Annotated in this window: 13 protein-coding genes; 8 read left to right on the forward strand and 5 right to left on the reverse strand. The window is 69.8% G+C overall.

The annotated features are described in order from the left end of the window. Complete coding sequence (gene argF, locus BWR60_RS08835) at window positions 1-927, reverse strand: ornithine carbamoyltransferase (protein ID WP_088150641.1); 927 nt, start codon at window positions 925-927, stop codon at window positions 1-3. Continuing rightward, complete coding sequence (locus tag BWR60_RS08840) at window positions 920-2,110, reverse strand: aspartate aminotransferase family protein (protein WP_088150642.1); 1,191 nt, start codon at window positions 2,108-2,110, stop codon at window positions 920-922. The genes argF and BWR60_RS08840 overlap by 8 nt, the downstream gene beginning before the upstream one ends. Window positions 2,111-2,309: 199 nt before the next feature. Here BWR60_RS08840 and rpmI point away from each other — a divergent pair, with 199 nt between their 5' ends. The 4 genes from rpmI to pheT all read left to right on the forward strand — a co-directional run bounded on the left by rpmI (window position 2,310) and on the right by pheT (window position 6,512). Next, a complete protein-coding gene (gene rpmI / locus BWR60_RS08845; protein ID WP_034836893.1) occupies window positions 2,310-2,510 on the forward strand; it encodes a 50S ribosomal protein L35 in 201 nt (66 codons plus the stop codon). A gap of 18 nt (window positions 2,511-2,528) precedes the next feature. Continuing rightward, window positions 2,529-2,894, forward strand: coding sequence for a 50S ribosomal protein L20 (gene rplT, locus BWR60_RS08850; RefSeq protein ID WP_034836891.1), 366 nt, complete (start codon window positions 2,529-2,531; stop codon window positions 2,892-2,894). Between the two features lie 116 nt (window positions 2,895-3,010). Then, on the forward strand, window positions 3,011-4,087 hold the full coding sequence (gene pheS / locus BWR60_RS08855) for a phenylalanine--tRNA ligase subunit alpha (RefSeq protein ID WP_088150643.1): 1,077 nt from the start codon (window positions 3,011-3,013) through the stop codon (window positions 4,085-4,087). A gap of 22 nt (window positions 4,088-4,109) precedes the next feature. Beyond that, window positions 4,110-6,512, forward strand: a complete 2,403-nt coding sequence (gene pheT, locus BWR60_RS08860) for a phenylalanine--tRNA ligase subunit beta (protein WP_088150644.1) — start codon at window positions 4,110-4,112, stop codon at window positions 6,510-6,512. Window positions 6,513-6,616: 104 nt separating this feature from the next. On the opposite strand, the gene BWR60_RS08865 is transcribed toward pheT, so the two are convergent. Next, complete coding sequence (locus BWR60_RS08865; RefSeq protein ID WP_088150645.1) at window positions 6,617-7,738, reverse strand: D-alanyl-D-alanine carboxypeptidase family protein; 1,122 nt, start codon at window positions 7,736-7,738, stop codon at window positions 6,617-6,619. Between the two features lie 330 nt (window positions 7,739-8,068). Here BWR60_RS08865 and BWR60_RS08870 point away from each other — a divergent pair, with 330 nt between their 5' ends. The 3 genes from BWR60_RS08870 (at window position 8,069) to clpA (ending at window position 11,498) form a co-directional block, all read left to right on the forward strand. Beyond that, on the forward strand, window positions 8,069-8,602 hold the full coding sequence (locus BWR60_RS08870; protein ID WP_179221687.1) for a phasin family protein: 534 nt from the start codon (window positions 8,069-8,071) through the stop codon (window positions 8,600-8,602). A 169-nt stretch (window positions 8,603-8,771) separates the two neighbouring features. Then, window positions 8,772-9,110: an ATP-dependent Clp protease adapter ClpS gene (gene clpS, locus BWR60_RS08875; RefSeq protein WP_179221688.1), complete on the forward strand. Its 339-nt coding sequence runs from the start codon at window positions 8,772-8,774 to the stop codon at window positions 9,108-9,110. 39 nt (window positions 9,111-9,149) lie between these two features. Then, entirely contained in the window at window positions 9,150-11,498 is a 2,349-nt protein-coding gene (gene clpA, locus BWR60_RS08880; RefSeq protein WP_088150648.1) for an ATP-dependent Clp protease ATP-binding subunit ClpA, read from the forward strand. 255 nt (window positions 11,499-11,753) lie between these two features. Here the strand turns inward: clpA and BWR60_RS08885 are convergent, their stop codons facing one another. After that, window positions 11,754-13,169, reverse strand: a complete 1,416-nt coding sequence (locus BWR60_RS08885) for a PLP-dependent aminotransferase family protein (RefSeq protein ID WP_218823414.1) — start codon at window positions 13,167-13,169, stop codon at window positions 11,754-11,756. Window positions 13,170-13,282: 113 nt separating this feature from the next. On the opposite strand from BWR60_RS08885, the gene BWR60_RS08890 reads away from it, so the two are divergent. Then, window positions 13,283-14,158 carry a DMT family transporter gene (locus tag BWR60_RS08890; RefSeq protein ID WP_088150649.1) on the forward strand — a complete coding sequence of 292 codons (876 nt, stop codon included), beginning with the start codon at window positions 13,283-13,285 and terminating at the stop codon, window positions 14,156-14,158. Here BWR60_RS08890 and BWR60_RS08895 read toward each other — a convergent pair. Continuing rightward, window positions 14,155-15,048, reverse strand: coding sequence for a LysR family transcriptional regulator (locus BWR60_RS08895; RefSeq protein WP_088150650.1), 894 nt, complete (start codon window positions 15,046-15,048; stop codon window positions 14,155-14,157). The genes BWR60_RS08890 and BWR60_RS08895 overlap by 4 nt on opposite strands. Window positions 15,049-15,215 lie beyond the last annotated feature (167 nt).

Raw genomic sequence — 15,215 nt, forward strand, 5'->3', positions numbered from 1 at the left:
TCACTTCGCCTCCAGCGCCCCCAGGCACCACAGCAGGATGCCCTTCTGGGCGTGCAGGCGGTTCTCCGCCTCGTCCCAGACCACGGATTGCGGCCCGTCGATCACCCCGTCCGTCACCTCCTCGCCGCGATGGGCGGGCAGGCAGTGCATGAACAGGGCGTCCGGCTTGGCCTGCGCCATCAGCCGCTCATCGACCTGGTAGGGTCGCAGCAGGTTGTGGCGCGACGGCGCGTCCTTGTCGCCCATCGACACCCAGGTGTCGGTGACCACCAGGTCGGCGCCGCGCACCGTCGTCTCCGGGTCGGTGCCGACCGAGATGCGGGCGCCTTCACGATGCGCCCACTGGATCAGGTCGGCCGGCGGCGACAGCTCGTCCGGGCAGGCCAGGCGCAGCTCGAAATCGAACATGCCGGCGGCGCGGATCCACGACCGGGCGACGTTGTTGCCGTCGCCGGTCCAGGCGGCGACGCGCCCGGCGATCGGCCCGCGCTTCTCCTCGAAGGTCATCACATCGGCCATCAGCTGGCACGGATGGGTCTCGTCGGTCAGGCCGTTGATCACCGGCACGGTGGCGTTCTCGGCCATCTCGCGCAGCCGGTCCTCGTCCGAGGTCCGCAGCATGATGATGTCGACATAGCGCGACAGCACCCGGGCGGTGTCGCCGATGGTCTCGCCGCGGCCGAGCTGGATCTCGGTGCCGGTCAGCATCACCACCTCGCCGCCGAGCTGGCGCATCCCGACCTCGAAGGAGACGCGGGTGCGGGTCGACGGCTTCTCGAAGATCAGCGCCAGGGTGCGGCCGGCCAGCGGCTTCGACGCATTGCCGCGCGGGTCGGTCTGCTTCAGCTCGATCGACCGGTCGATGATCCGGCGCAGATCGGCCTTGGACAGGTGGTGCAGGTCGGTGAAGTGCTTGACGTCAGGCATGGGCCACCGCCTTCGACGCCCGGGCGGCGCACACCGTGTCGAGGATCGAGATCGCCTCGGCGATCTCCGCCGCGCCGATGGTCAGCGGCGGCAGGATGCGGATGACGTTCTCGCCGGCGCCGACGGTCAAGAGGCCGGCGGCGCGCAGCTCGGGCACCATCTGGTCGCTCGGCTGCACGCATTTCAGGCCCAGCATCAGCCCCTTGCCGCGCACCTCCTCCAGCACCGTCGGGTGACGCTTCACCAGCGCCTCCAGCCCGGCCCGCAGCTGCTGGCCGGTGCGCTCGACCTGCTCGAAGAAGCCATCGGCCAGGACGATGTCCAGCACCGCATTGCCGATCGCCGTCGCCAGCGGGTTGCCGGCATAGGTCGACCCGTGGGTGCCCGGGGTCATGCCGCAGGCGGCCTCCTCGGTCGCCAGGAACGCGCCCAGCGGGAAGCCGCCGCCGATGCCCTTGGCGACGCACATCACATCCGGCGTGATCCCGGCCCATTCATGGGCGAAGAACTTGCCGGTCCGGCCGTAGCCGCACTGGATCTCGTCGAAGAACAGCAGCAGGCCGAACTCGTCGCAGACGCGGCGCAGCTCGCGCAGATACTCCGGCGTCGCCGTCTTGATGCCGCCCTCGCCGACGATCGGCTCGACGCAGATCGCCGCGGTCTCGTCGGTGATCGCGGCGCGCAGCTCGTTCAGGTTGCCCCAGGCCACCTGGTCGAAGCCGTCAACCAGCGGGCCGAAGCCCTTGATCAGCTTCTCGCCCTTGGCGGCCGAGATCGCGGCCAGGGTGCGGCCGTGGAAGCTGTTGGTGACGGTGATGATGCGCCAGCGCTTCGGGTTGCCGCGGGTGTAGTGGTACTTGCGCACCAGCTTGGTGGCACCTTCCCAGGCCTCGGCACCCGAATTGGTGAAGAACACGGTGTCGGCGAAGGTGCTGTCGACCAGCCGCTGGGCCAGGCGCTCGCCCTCCGGGATCCGGTACAGGTTCGAGACGTGCCACAGCTTGCTGCCCTGCTCCTGCAGGGTCTTCACCAGATGCGGGTGGCAATGGCCCAGCGCCACCACCGCGATGCCCGCCGCGAAGTCCAGATATCGTCGCCCGTCGGTCCCGAACAGATACGCCCCTTCGCCCCGCTCGAAGGCGAGGTCGGCACGCGCATAGGTCGGCATGACAGCGGGAATCATGGACAGGCTCGCTTGGAGTGAGTCTCGGTCAGAGTCTCGTGGTTGCGGGAAGGAGGCGACTAAGCCCAGCTTATGCGGCGCTTGTCAACGCGCGCCCGTGCCGTTATAACGCGCGCTCCGTTCGGGTGGCGAGGCCGGGGTCCGATCCCCGGGGCATGCCCAACCACCCATTCACCGTCTTCCTTCGGAAGGACCGAAAATGCCCAAGATGAAGACCCATTCGAGCGCCAAGAAGCGCTTCCGGCTGACCGCCTCCGGCAAGGTCCGCTACAACTCTGCCTACCGCCGCCACCGCCTGCTGACCAAGACCAAGGCGGCGAAGGAGCGGAACCAGGGCACCAAGGTGATGTGCGACGCCGACGCGACGAAGGTGAAGCGCTACCTCCTGGTTAACGGCTGAGCAGAGGAGCGCTGAGCAATGGCACGAGTTTCCCGCGGCGTCACCAGCCACGCCCGTCACAAGAAGATCCTCAAGCTCGCCAAGGGCTATCGGGGCCGCGCTTCGACCAACTATCGCATTGCGATCGAGAAGGTCGAGAAGGCGCTGCGCTATGCCTATCGCGATCGCCGCAACAAGAAGCGTGACTTCCGCGGCCTGTGGATCCAGCGCATCAACGCCGGCGTGCGCGAGCACGGCCTGACCTATTCGAAGTTCATGCACGGCATCAAGCTGGCCGGCATCGACATCGACCGCAAGGTCATGTCCGACATCGCGACGCGCGATGCGGAGTCGTTTAAGGCCTTGGTCGATCAGGCCCAGGCCGCGCTCAAGAACGCCGCTTGATCCTTGGTCCCGCCCCGGCGGGACTGGATACAGCGAGAAGAAGCGGGGGTCGGGCCTGAGGGCTCGGCCCCTTTTTTCATGGCCGCATTTGGCCAGAGCCATCGGGGATGCAGGCGATGGAACAGGTAGAGACGCTGAAGCGCGAGGTGGCCGCGGCGCTGGCCCAGGCCGGGGATCTGGCGGCGCTGGACGCCGTGCGGGTCGCGGCGCTGGGCAAGAAGGGCAGCCTGACCGGCCTGATGGCGGGTCTGCGCGACCTCGACCCCGAGGCACGCAAGGCCTTCGGCGCCGCGCTGAACGTGGCCAAGGACGAGATCACCGCCCTGCTCGACGCCCGCAAGGCGGAGCTGGAGCGCGCGGCGCTGGATGCAAAGCTGGCGCGTGAGACGGTCGACGTCACCCTGCCGCCGCGGCCGGAGCGGACGGGCCGCATCCATCCGATCAGCCAGACCCGCGACGAGATGGTCGCGATCTTCGCCGAGATGGGCTTCACCGTCGCCGAAGGCCCGGACATCGAGGATGACTGGCACAACTTCACCGCGCTGAACATCCCGCCGGAGCATCCGGCGCGGCAGATGCACGACACCTTCTATCTGCCGGACCGGCCCGACGGGAAGGCGGCGGTGCTGCGCACCCACACCTCGCCGGTGCAGATCCGCACCATGCTGTCGCAGCAGCCGCCGATCCGCATCGTCGCGCCGGGCCGGACCTTCCGGTCCGACTATGACCAGACCCACACCCCGATGTTCCATCAGATCGAGGGGTTGGTGATCGACGAGGCCATCCATATGGGCCATCTGCGCGGCTGCCTGATCGAGTTCTGCCGCGCCTTCTTCGACCTGCCCGACCTGCCGCTGCGCTTCCGCCCCAGCTTCTTCCCCTTCACCGAGCCGTCGGCCGAGGTCGATATCGGCTGCTCGCGCAAGGGCGGCGAGCTGAAGCTGGGCAATTACGGCGACTGGCTCGAGATCCTGGGCTGCGGCATGGTCCATCCGAAGGTGCTGGACGCCTGCGGCATCGACTCCACCCGCTACCAGGGCTTCGCCTTCGGCATGGGGATCGAGCGGCCGGCGATGCTGAAATACGGCATCCCCGACCTGCGCACCTTCTTCGAGGCCGATCTGCGCTGGCTGAAGCACTACGGCTTCGTGCCGCTCGACGTGCCCAGCCTGGCCACCGGCCTGACCCGCTGACTGCCGCTGCGAGACCGAGACCATGAAGTTGACCCTGTCCTGGCTCAAGGACCATCTCGACACCACGGCCTCCCTGGGCGAGATCACCGACACGCTGACCAGCCTTGGCCTCGAGGTCGACGGCGTCGAGGACCCGGCCGCCGAGCTGGCGCCCTTCACCATCGCTTACGTGAAGTCTGCGGTGCAGCACCCGAATGCCGACCGGCTGCGGGTCTGCATCGTCGATACGGGCAAGGGCGAGGTCCAGGTGGTGTGCGGCGCGCCCAATGCCCGCACCGGCATGAAGGGCGTGTTCGCGCCCGCCGGCTCCTACATCCCCGGCACCAAGGTCGACCTCAAGGCCGGGACGATCCGCGGCGAGGCCTCAAACGGCATGCTGGTGTCGGAGCGCGAGCTCGGCCTGTCGGACGAGCATGACGGCATCATCGACCTGCCGGACGACGCGCCGCTCGGCGCCTCCTTCGCCGCCTGGCGCCGCTTGGACGATCCGGTGATCGAGATCGGGCTGACCCCGGATCGGGCCGACTGCGCCGGCATCCGCGGCATCGCCCGCGACCTCGCCGCCGCCGGCCTCGGCACGCTGAAGCCGCTCGACGAGACGCCGGTCGAGGGCCGCTTCCGCACCGACCTGACGGTCGATCTCGACTTCCCGGCCGATGCCGGCGCGGCCTGCCCGATGTTCGCGGCGCGGGTGTTCCGCGGGGTGAGGAACGGTCCCAGCCCGGCCTGGCTGCAGGCGCGGCTGAAGGCGATCGGCCTCAGGCCGATCTCGGTGCTGGTCGACATCACCAACTTCTTCACCTTCGACCGCAACCGGCCGCTGCACGTCTTCGACCAGGGCAAGGTCAAGGGCGGCCTGAAGCTGCGCCTGGCCAAGGGCGGCGAGACGCTGGCCGCCCTGAACGACAAGACCTACACGCTGGGCGCCGGCGCCACGGTGATCGAGGACGACACCGGCCCGCTCAGCCTCGGCGGCATCATGGGCGGCGCCTCGACCGGCGTGTCCGATCAGACCACCGACGTGATCCTCGAGGCGGCGCTGTTCGACCCGGTGCGCACGGCGATGACCGGCCGCGCGCTCGGCATCAACAGCGATGCCCGCTATCGCTTCGAGCGCGGCGTCGATCCGGCGGCGGTGATCGCCGGGATGGAGCAGGCGACCCGGATGATCCTGGAGCTGTGCGGCGGCGAGGCTTCTCAACTCGTGGTCGCCGGGCGTGAGCCCGACTGGCACCGGACGTTGACCCTGCGCCCGGCGCGGGTGGCAAGCCTGGGCGGCCTCGACGTGCCGCGCGACCGGCAGGTGGCGATCCTGTCGGGGCTCGGCTTCGGCGTCTCCAACGGCGCCGACGGGCTGATCCAGGCGGCGGTGCCGTCCTGGCGCGGCGATGTCGGGGGCGAGGCCGACCTGGTGGAGGAGGTGCTGCGGGTCAACGGCTACGACGCCATCCCGGCGGTGCCGCTGCCGAAGCTGACCTCGCTGACCCAGCCGGCGCTCAGCCCGTCGCAGAAGGCGCGCGAGCTGGTGCGGCGCACCCTCGCCGCCCGCGGCCTGGACGAGGCGGTGACCTGGTCCTTCATGGACGGCCGCGATGCCGCCCTGTTCGGCTTCCAGAACACCGGGCTGAAGCTGCTGAACCCGATCGCGTCGGACCTCGACACGATGCGTCCCTCGGTGCTGCCGAACCTGATCCGCGCCGCCGGCCGCAACGCCGCGCGCGGCCTGCCCGACGCGGCGCTATTCGAGATCGGCCCCGCCTATCGCGACGCCACCGAGACCGGCCAGGCCATGGTCGCCGCGGCGGTCCGCGCCGGTGCCAGCGGCCCGCGCCACTGGGTGCAGCCGCCGCGACCGGTCGACGTGTTCGACGCCAAGGCCGACGCCATGGCGGCGCTGGAGGCGGCGGGCGCGCCGGTGGCCAACCTCGCGGTCTCGACCGACGCGCCGGACTGGTACCATCCGGGCCGCTCCGGCTGCCTGCGGCTGGGCCCGACGGTGCTGGCGCATTTCGGCGAGCTGCACCCGGCGATCCTGTCGGATCTCGGGGTCGACGGGCCGGTGGTCGGCACCGAGGTCTTCCTCGACGCCGTGCCGCAGCCGAAGAAGAAGGCCGGCACGGCCAAGCCGCTGCTGAAGCTCGCGGCCTTCCAGCCGGTGGTGCGCGACTTCGCCTTCGTGGTCGGGGAAGAGGTGCCGGCCGACCGCATCCTCAAGGCGGCGAAGGGGGCGGACAAGGCGCTGGTCGCCGATGTCGCCCTGTTCGACGTCTATCGCGGCCCGGGCGTGGCGGAAGGCCGCAAGTCCCTGGCCCTGGCGGTGACGCTGCAGCCGGTCGAGGCCACCCTGACCGACGAGGCGATCGAGGCCGTGGGCAAGAAGATCGTCGCCGCGGTCGAGAAGCAGGGCGGCACGCTGCGGGGGTAGGGGCCCCTCTACCCGCCATCCCTCCTGTGTCATTGCCGGGCTTGACCCGACAATCCAGGGTCAAGCCCGAGGATGACAATCGGGGAAGGGCGGCTGGACCGGCCTCAGCGGTGCCGACGCAGCGGGCGGGGCTTGGGCAGGGGCACGTCGGCCAGGGCGCGCGGCACCGGCTCGAAGGCCACCTTCTGCGCCCGGGGGCGGGCCGCGGCGTGCAGCGCGATCATCGCGCCGATGCCGTCGTTGCCGACCGCGCCGTCATCCTCGGCATCGCCCTCGCCCTCGGCTGCGGCCACCAGGGTCCCCTCCGCCAAATCGTCCGGCCGGCGGTCGGGCAGCGGCGGCGCGAACGGGCCCGCCGACGCCACCCGCGGCGCCGCCGCGGCCGGGACCTGGGCGACATAGGCGCCGGTGCCCTCATGCGACTCGAAGGCCTCGTCCAGCAGCTCCGCCATCTTGGCGTTGCGCATGATCGGGCTGGTGCCGCCGAAGATCACGCCGATCAGCCGGGTGCGGCCGCGCACGGCGGAGGCGACGAGGTTGTAGCCCGCGGCGCGGATATAGCCGGTCTTCATCCCGTCCATGCCGGCATAGGACTGCATCAGCCGGTTGTGGTTCGGGAAGTTGCGGCCGCGGTAGCGGAAGTTCTTGGTCGCGAAATAGGGGTAGTACTGCGGATAGTCACTGATCAGCGCCCGGGCCAGCACCGCCATGTCATGCGCGGTCGAGACGTTGTCCGGGTCCGGCAGGCCGTTGGTCGAGCTGAAATTGGTGCGGCTCATGCCCAGCGCCCGGGCCTGCTGTGTCATCATCCGGGTGAAGCGGGATTCGCTGCCGCCGATCGCCTCGGCCAGCACCACCGACGCGTCGTTGGCCGACTGGGTGACCAGGCCCAGCACCGCATCCTCGACCCGGATGCGCGACCCGGTGGGCAGGCCCAGCTTGGTCGGCGACTGCGAGGCGGCGTATCCCGACACCGCCAGCCGGGTGTCCAGGGTCAGGTCGCCCTTATCCAGGGCGCGGAAGGTCAGGTACAGCGTCATCAGCTTGGTCAGCGACGCCGGGTACAGCTGCTGGTTGGCGTTTTCCTCGTGCAGCACCTCGCCGGTGCGCGCGTCGATGACATAAGCGGCGAAGCGCGGTGCCGCTCCGGCCTGGGCGGGCAGCAGCAGCGCCAGGGCAAGGCAGGCAAGCAGGGCTGCCGCCGATCGCGCAAAGAAACGTGCCATGCCAAACCCCCCGCTCCACGCCACTTGCGGATCTTGGTTCAGGCGTGATTTCAGAAGTGTAAATTAACCCGTTGATTTTTGTCCATAAACCAAATCGTGAACTCGGCAAAAAGATACCGGTCCGCGACATCCGCACGGTTGCAGATATCCTGGCAGGATCACCTGTCCGCGGGCAATCGGCTTCCGGTTTCATCGGACATGTTGCACTGCACAAAAAACGTTGACAGATCGAATCGATCTGCTCATAAAGGCGGCATGTTGCAGTGCAGCATGGCTGGGCGGCGCCCCGGGCGACGACAGACGGCTGCAAGCATTATGGAGCCGCTCGTCATGACCACCGCCAAGAGCCGTGCCGGCGCGACCAAGATCGCCGCCGTCGACGCCAACATCGAGACCGTGAGGGACACCGTGAACGACACCGTCAAGGCCACCCAGGCCACCGTCGAGAAGAATGTCGCCCAGGGCCTCGCCCTGTCCAAGGACCAGTTCGAGAAGGCCACCCAGGCCGCGACCAAGGGCTTCGACGACCTCGTCGCCTTCGCCAAGGGCAATGTCGACGCCGTGTTCGCGTCGGCTTCGGTCTTCGCCCAGGGCACCGAGCAGCTGACCCGCGCCTGGTTCGCCCTGCAGCACGGCGCCGCCGAGCAGGCCGCCGAGGCGACCCGCTCGCTGTTCGCCGCCAAGACCCTGCGCGAGGTCGTCGACCTGCAGTCGACCTACAGCAAGACTGCCTTCGACGGCTTCGTCGCCGAGAGCAGCAAGCTGTCGGAGTTGGGCCTGAAGGTCACCAACGACGCCGTGGCGCCGATCGCGGCCCGCGTCAACGTCGCGGTCGAGACCCTGTCCAAGCCGATCGCCGCCTGATCCGACCTCCTCCCCGGATCAACGGCCCGACGGCCCCGGCGACTCTGTCGCCGGGGCCGTTCGCATTTCAGCCATCCGCATTCTTTCCGCATCGCGGGCCTACAACTCCGGGTCTCGCGGCACTATCATCATGGTCGGGTTCAAAACCGGCAGAACGCATCCCATATCCATGAGCGACACCGAACGGAAGGATGATCAAGGAGGCGGCAACGACGCCGGCACCGGGGTCGTCGTCCAGACCAGGCCACGGACGAAGAAGCCGTCCATGTACAAGGTCCTGATGCTGAACGACGACTACACGCCGATGGAGTTCGTCGTCCATGTCCTGGAACGCTTCTTCGCGAAGAGCCGCGAGGAAGCCACCACCATCATGCTCCATGTTCACCGTCGGGGTGTGGGCGTCTGCGGCGTTTTCACCTACGAGGTGGCGGAGACGAAGGTGGCGCAGGTGATGGACTTCGCGCGCCGCAATCAGCATCCTCTACAATGTATTCTTGAGAAGGCCTGACCAGAGGTCTGGCGGGCCCTCCCGGCATGGGGACGACCGATGCTCTCGCGGAATTTGGAGCAGACGCTGCACAGGGCCCTCGCTTTCGCCAATGAGCGACGGCACGAGTACGCCACGCTCGAGCACCTGCTGCTGGCGCTGTCCGAGGATCAGGATGCCGTGGCCGTGATGCGGGCCTGCGGCGTCAATCTCGAAAAGCTGCGCCGCGACCTCGTCGGCTACATCGACACCGAGCTCGCGACGCTGAAGATCGACGGAATCGAGGACGCGAAGCCGACCGCCGGCTTCCAGCGCGTGCTGCAGCGCGCCGCGATCCACGTCCAGTCCTCCGGGCGGGAGGAGGTGACCGGCGCCAACGTCCTGGTCGCCCTGTTCTCCGAGCGCGAGAGCCACGCGGTGTACTTCCTGCAGGAGCAGGACATGTCCCGCTTCGACGCGGTCAACTACATCAGCCACGGCATCGCCAAGGCCGGCGCCTCGGGCGGGGCCCGCAGCGGTGCCAGCGGCAACGGGGCCGGCGAATCGCGTCCGGTCTCGGGCGCGGATGAGGATGCGCAGGCGGAGAAGGTCGTGAAGAAGGGCTCGGAGGCGCTCAGGACCTATTGCGTCAACCTCAACGAGAAGGCGTCGAAGGGCAAGATCGACCCGCTGATCGGCCGTGAGGCCGAGATCGAGCGCACGATCCAGATCCTGTGCCGCCGCTCGAAGAACAACCCGCTCTATGTCGGCGACCCCGGGGTCGGCAAGACCGCGATCGCCGAGGGGCTGGCCCGCCGCATCGTCGACGGCGAGGTGCCGCCGGTGCTGGCCGACGCCACCATCTTCGCGCTCGACATGGGCGCGCTCCTGGCCGGCACCCGCTACCGCGGCGACTTCGAGGAGCGGCTGAAGGCGGTGATGACCGAGTTGGAGAACCTGCCCGGTGCGGTGCTGTTCATCGACGAGATCCACACCGTGATCGGCGCGGGCGCCACCTCCGGTGGGGCGATGGACGCGTCCAACCTGCTGAAGCCGGCCCTGGCCTCGGGCGCGCTGAAATGCATCGGCTCGACCACCTACAAGGAATACCGGAACTACTTCGAGAAGGACCGCGCCCTGGTGCGCCGGTTCCAGAAGATCGACGTCAACGAGCCGACGATCGACGACACGATCAAGATCCTGCAGGGGCTGAAGACCTATTACGAGAAGCACCACCAGGTGCGCTACACGGCCGATGCGATCCGCACCGCGGTGGAGCTGTCGGCCCGCTATATCGGCGACCGCAAGCTGCCGGACAAGGCGATCGACGTGATCGACGAGGCCGGCGCCGCGCAGATGCTGCTGCCGCCGTCGCGGCGGAAGAAGACCATCGGCATGCGCGACGTCGAGGCGGTGGTGGCCAAGATCGCCCGCATCCCGCCGAAGAGCGTCAGCCGCGACGACAAGGCACTGCTGCAGACACTGGACCGCGACCTGAAGACGCTGGTGTTCGGCCAGGACCAGGCGATCGACGCCCTCTCGGCGGCGATCAAGCTGGCCCGCGCCGGGCTGCGCGAGCCGGAGAAGCCGATCGGCAACTACCTGTTCTCCGGCCCGACCGGCGTCGGCAAGACCGAGGTGGCGCGCCAGCTGTCCAAGCTGCTCGGCATCGAGCTGGTCCGCTTCGACATGTCGGAATACATGGAGCGGCATTCGATCAGCCGGCTGATCGGCGCCCCGCCGGGCTATGTCGGCTTCGACCAGGGCGGCCTGATGACCGATTCGGTCGACCAGCACCCGCACTGCGTGCTGCTGCTGGACGAGATCGAGAAGGCGCATCCGGACGTCTTCAACATCCTGCTGCAGATCATGGATCACGGGAAGCTGACCGACCACAACGGCAAGTCGGTCGATTTCCGCAACGTCATCCTGATCATGACCACCAATGCCGGCGCCACCGAGCTGACCAAGCAGTCGATCGGCTTCGGCGCCAGCCGCAAGGACGATGCGGGGACGGAGGCGATCAACCGGATGTTCACGCCGGAGTTCCGCAACCGGCTCGACGCCACCATCGCCTTCGGCCATCTGACGCCGGAGATCGTGGCCCAGGTGGTCGACAAGTTCGTGATCCAGCTGGAGACCCAGCTGGCCGACCGGCACGTCACCATCGAGCTGTCCTCGGCGGCGCGGCAGTGGCTGGTCAAGCGCGGCTATGACGAGCTCTACGGCGCCCGGCCGATGGCCCGGGTGATCCAGGAGCACATCAAGAAGCCGCTGGCCAACGAGCTCCTGTTCGGCAAGCTGGTCAAGGGCGGCCAGGTCCGGGTCGACGTGGCGGCGGACGGCGAGACCCTGGCGTTCGAGTACATCGAGAACCCGACCGCCCCGGCCTCCTCCGACGACGCGGCCAAGGAACCCGAGCTGGCCTGACCGACGATTCGGTTTCGAAAGACAGAAGGGCGTCCCGATTGGGGCGCCCTTTTGCTTTGGGGGGTGGCCCCTGTTTTGCGGTGCCTCTCCCGCTTGCGGGACCTTTTCAGAGTCCCAACACCGTCATTGCGAGCGCAGCGAAGCAATCCATGGGTCAGCAAGAGCGGCGGCATGGATTGCTTCGTCGGCTTCGCCTCCTCGCAATGACGGCGAGGGGCAGGCGGGAGAGGCAACGCAAATTCCCCGTGCGGCGACTCACGCCCGCATCGCCTCCTCCAGCACCGCGAACACCCGCGGGCTGGCCGACTGGGCGACGTTGAAGCGCAGGTAGCGGCCGGCGCCGCGGGAGGGGCTGAACACGTCGCCCGGTGCCAGCACCACGTCGCGGGCCAGGGCGCGGCGCGCCACCTCCGCCGAATCGAGCCCGTCGGGCAAGGCCGCCCACAGGAACATGCCGCCGCGCGGCTCGACCCAGGGCATCAGGCCGAGGGCGCCAAGACGCCGCGCGGTCTCGCCCATCGCCCGCGCCAGCCGGCCACGCACCCCCTCGACATGGCGGCGGTAGCTGCCATCGGTCAGCAGCCGGTGCACCAGCCGCGCCGCCAGCGCGCCGTTGGAGAAGCTGGTGGCCAGCTTCAGGTCGGTCAGCCCCTCGACCCAGTCCGGCCGGGCGGCGATGAAGCCGCAGCGCACCGCCGCCGACAGGGTCTTGGAGAAGCTGCCGATATGGATCACGCGCTGCAGCCCGTCCAGCGCGGCCAGGCGCGGCGACGGCTCCGATTCGAAATCGGCGAAGATGTCGTCCTCGACCACCACCAGATCATGCGCCTCGGCCAGGGTCAGCAGCCGGTGCGCGACCTGCGGCGCCAGGCTGGCGCCGGTCGGGTTGTGCAGCGCGGCGTTGGTGACATAGAGCTTCGGCCGGTGCTCCGCCGCGGCGCGGGCGAAGGCGTCAAGGTCCGGCCCGGACGGGGTGCGCTTCACGCCGATCACCTTGGCCCGATGGGCGCGCAGCACGCCCAGGAAGTTGAAGTAGCAGGGGTCGTCGACCAGCACGGCGTCCCCGGGCTCCAGCAGGAAGCGGCCGATCAGGTCGATCGCCTGGGTGCCGCCATCGGCCAGCAGGATCTGCCCGGCCTCGGCGGCGATGCCGCGCTCTGCCAGCCGGCCGGCCAGGTGCCGGCGCAGGGGGGCGAAGCCGAGCGGCGAGTCGTAGTCGACCAGGCCTTCGCCCTCCGACCGGGCCAGGCCGCGCAGGGCCCGGCGGATCGCCGGGTCGGGCATCCAATCGGCCGGCAGCCAGCCGCAGCCGGGCTTCAGCGCCGGGCCGGCGCCGGGCTCCGGCGTCTCCAGCGACTGGCGGGCGATCCACAGCGGATCGATGGTCCGGTCCAGCCGCCGGCCAGGCTCGGCCAGGGTCAAAGGCTGCGCCCGGCGGGCGACGTAGAAGCCGGAGCCGGGGCGGGCGGCGATCGCGCCCTCCGCCGCCAGCCGATCATAGGCCTCGACCACGGTCGATTTCGACACGCCCAGCGCCTCGGCCAGGCGGCGGATCGACGGCACCTTGGCGCCCGGCGCCAAAGCCCGGCTCTCGATCCGCTGCCGGATCGTGTCCATCACGGTGGAAACAAGCGTGGCGCCGTCGCGCAGCGCGGGAACCAGATCGAGCATCCGTACCGGACTCCGGACCAGGACAGTTCGGTAAAACCGTACTGTACCATCTCTGGCCGGCGCCGTCGCCGGGCGCGAAGGTCACCGGCATCATGCAGGCGATACGAACGACCATGGACGGATCTTCGAACGAGGCGGCGGCGGGCTGGATCAACGGCCTGCTCGGCGTCCTCATCTTCAGCGGCTCGCTGCCGGCGACCCGGGTGGCGGTGCTCGACCTCGACCCGCTGTTCCTGACCCTGGCCCGCGCGGCGATCGCCGGCGTGCTCGGCGCCGCCATGCTGCTGGCGCTGCGGCCGCGCCGCCCGGAGCGGTCGGATATCGGGCCGCTGGTCGTGGTCGCGCTCGGCGTGGTGGTCGGCTTCCCGCTGCTGACGGCGCTGGCGCTGCGCTACGTCACCTCGGCCCATGCCATCGTCTTCATCGGCCTCTTGCCGATCGCGACGGCGCTGTTCGGCGTGCTGCGCGGCGGCGAACGGCCGCGGCCGGCCTTCTGGGTGTTCTCGGTGCTCGGCGCCGTCATCGTCGCCGCCTATGCGCTGCGCCAGGGGGCGGAGGCGTCGCCGCTCGGCGACGGGCTGATGCTGGCCGCCATCCTGGTCTGCGGCCTCGGCTATGCCGAGGGCSCCCGGCTGTCGCGCCGGCTCGGCGGCTGGCAGGTGATCTCCTGGGCGCTCCTGCTCTCGCTGCCGCTATCGCTGCCGGCATCGCTGCTGACCTGGCCGTCCTCCTGGGCCGCGGTCGGCTGGCCGGCGTTGGTGGCGCTGGCCTATGTCTCGTTGTTCTCGATGCTGATCGGCTTCATCTTCTGGTATCGCGGCCTGGCGCTCGGCGGCATCGCCGCGGTCGGCCAGCTGCAACTGCTGCAGCCCTTCTTCGGCCTGGCCCTGGCGGCGACGCTGCTGCACGAGCCGGTCGGCTGGGGCCTGGTCGGCTGTGCCGCCGCCGTCGTCCTCTGCGTCGCCGGAGCCAAGCGCTTCTCTCGTTAAGCCTCAACCATCCCTCGCACATGCTCGACGAAGCGCCGGGTCGCGCCGAGCGGCTCGGCGTCGCGGCGGGCCAGGTGCAGCGGCGCGACCGGGGGCGCGGCCAGGCGCAGCGTGGCGACGCCGCCGGCGTCCAGCCGGGCCATCGAGGCCGGAACGATCGACACGCCCAGCCCGGCCTCGACCAGGCTCAGCGTCGACACCAGCCGCGGCGCCTCCTGCGCGATGCGCGGGCTGAAGCCGGCGGCACGGCAGGCGGCGATGATCGAATCGTAGAGTCCCGGCCCGCTCGGGCGGCGATACAGCACGAAGGGCTGCCCGGCCAGAGCGGCCAGCGGGATCGGGTTGGCCTCCCCGGCCAGCGGGTGGCCGGCCGGCACCACCGCGACCATCGGCTCGTCCAGCAGCGGCTCGACCACGAGGCCGGCGGCGTCGCCGACCGGCGAGCGGATGAAGGCCGCATCCAGCCGCTCTGCCCGCAGCGCCGCGACCAGCTCGCCGGTGCTGCCTTCCTCCATCGCCATCTCGACCCCGGGCGCGGCCTCGCGGAAGCCGCGGATGGCGGCGGAGACGAAGGGGTGGAAGGCGGCGGAGCTGGTGAAGCCGACGGCGACGCGCCCCAGCTCGCCCCGCCCGGTGCGCCGCACCGTCTCCAGCGCGCGGTCGAGCTGGGCCAGGACGGCGCGGGCCTCGGCCAGCAGCACCAGCCCGCTCTCGGTCGGCCGCACGCCGCGCGGCAGCCGGTGCAGCAGGGGCACGCCCAGCGCCTGCTCCAGCGCCTTGATCTGCTGGCTCAGCGGCGGCTGCTGCATGCCCAGCCGCTCGGCCGCGCGGGTGACATGCCCCTCCTCGGCCACGGCGACGAAGTAGCGGAGATGGCGCAGCTCGATCATCGGCTCAGCGAGTCCCCCCTCCCCTTGCGGGAGGGGGCTAGGGGGAGGGGGTTTTCGCAGTCTGCTCCGGCCCAGACCGCCGTGGACCAGGCTGGACGGAAAAGCGGATTCCATACGCATTTGCGCGCGGACGCGCGCAGACCCCTCCCCCTGCCCCCCTCCCGCAA

Origin of the sequence: Inquilinus limosus (assembly GCF_002195995.1) — a bacterium.
In the GTDB taxonomy this organism is placed as follows: Bacteria; Pseudomonadota; Alphaproteobacteria; order DSM-16000; family Inquilinaceae; genus Inquilinus; species Inquilinus limosus_C.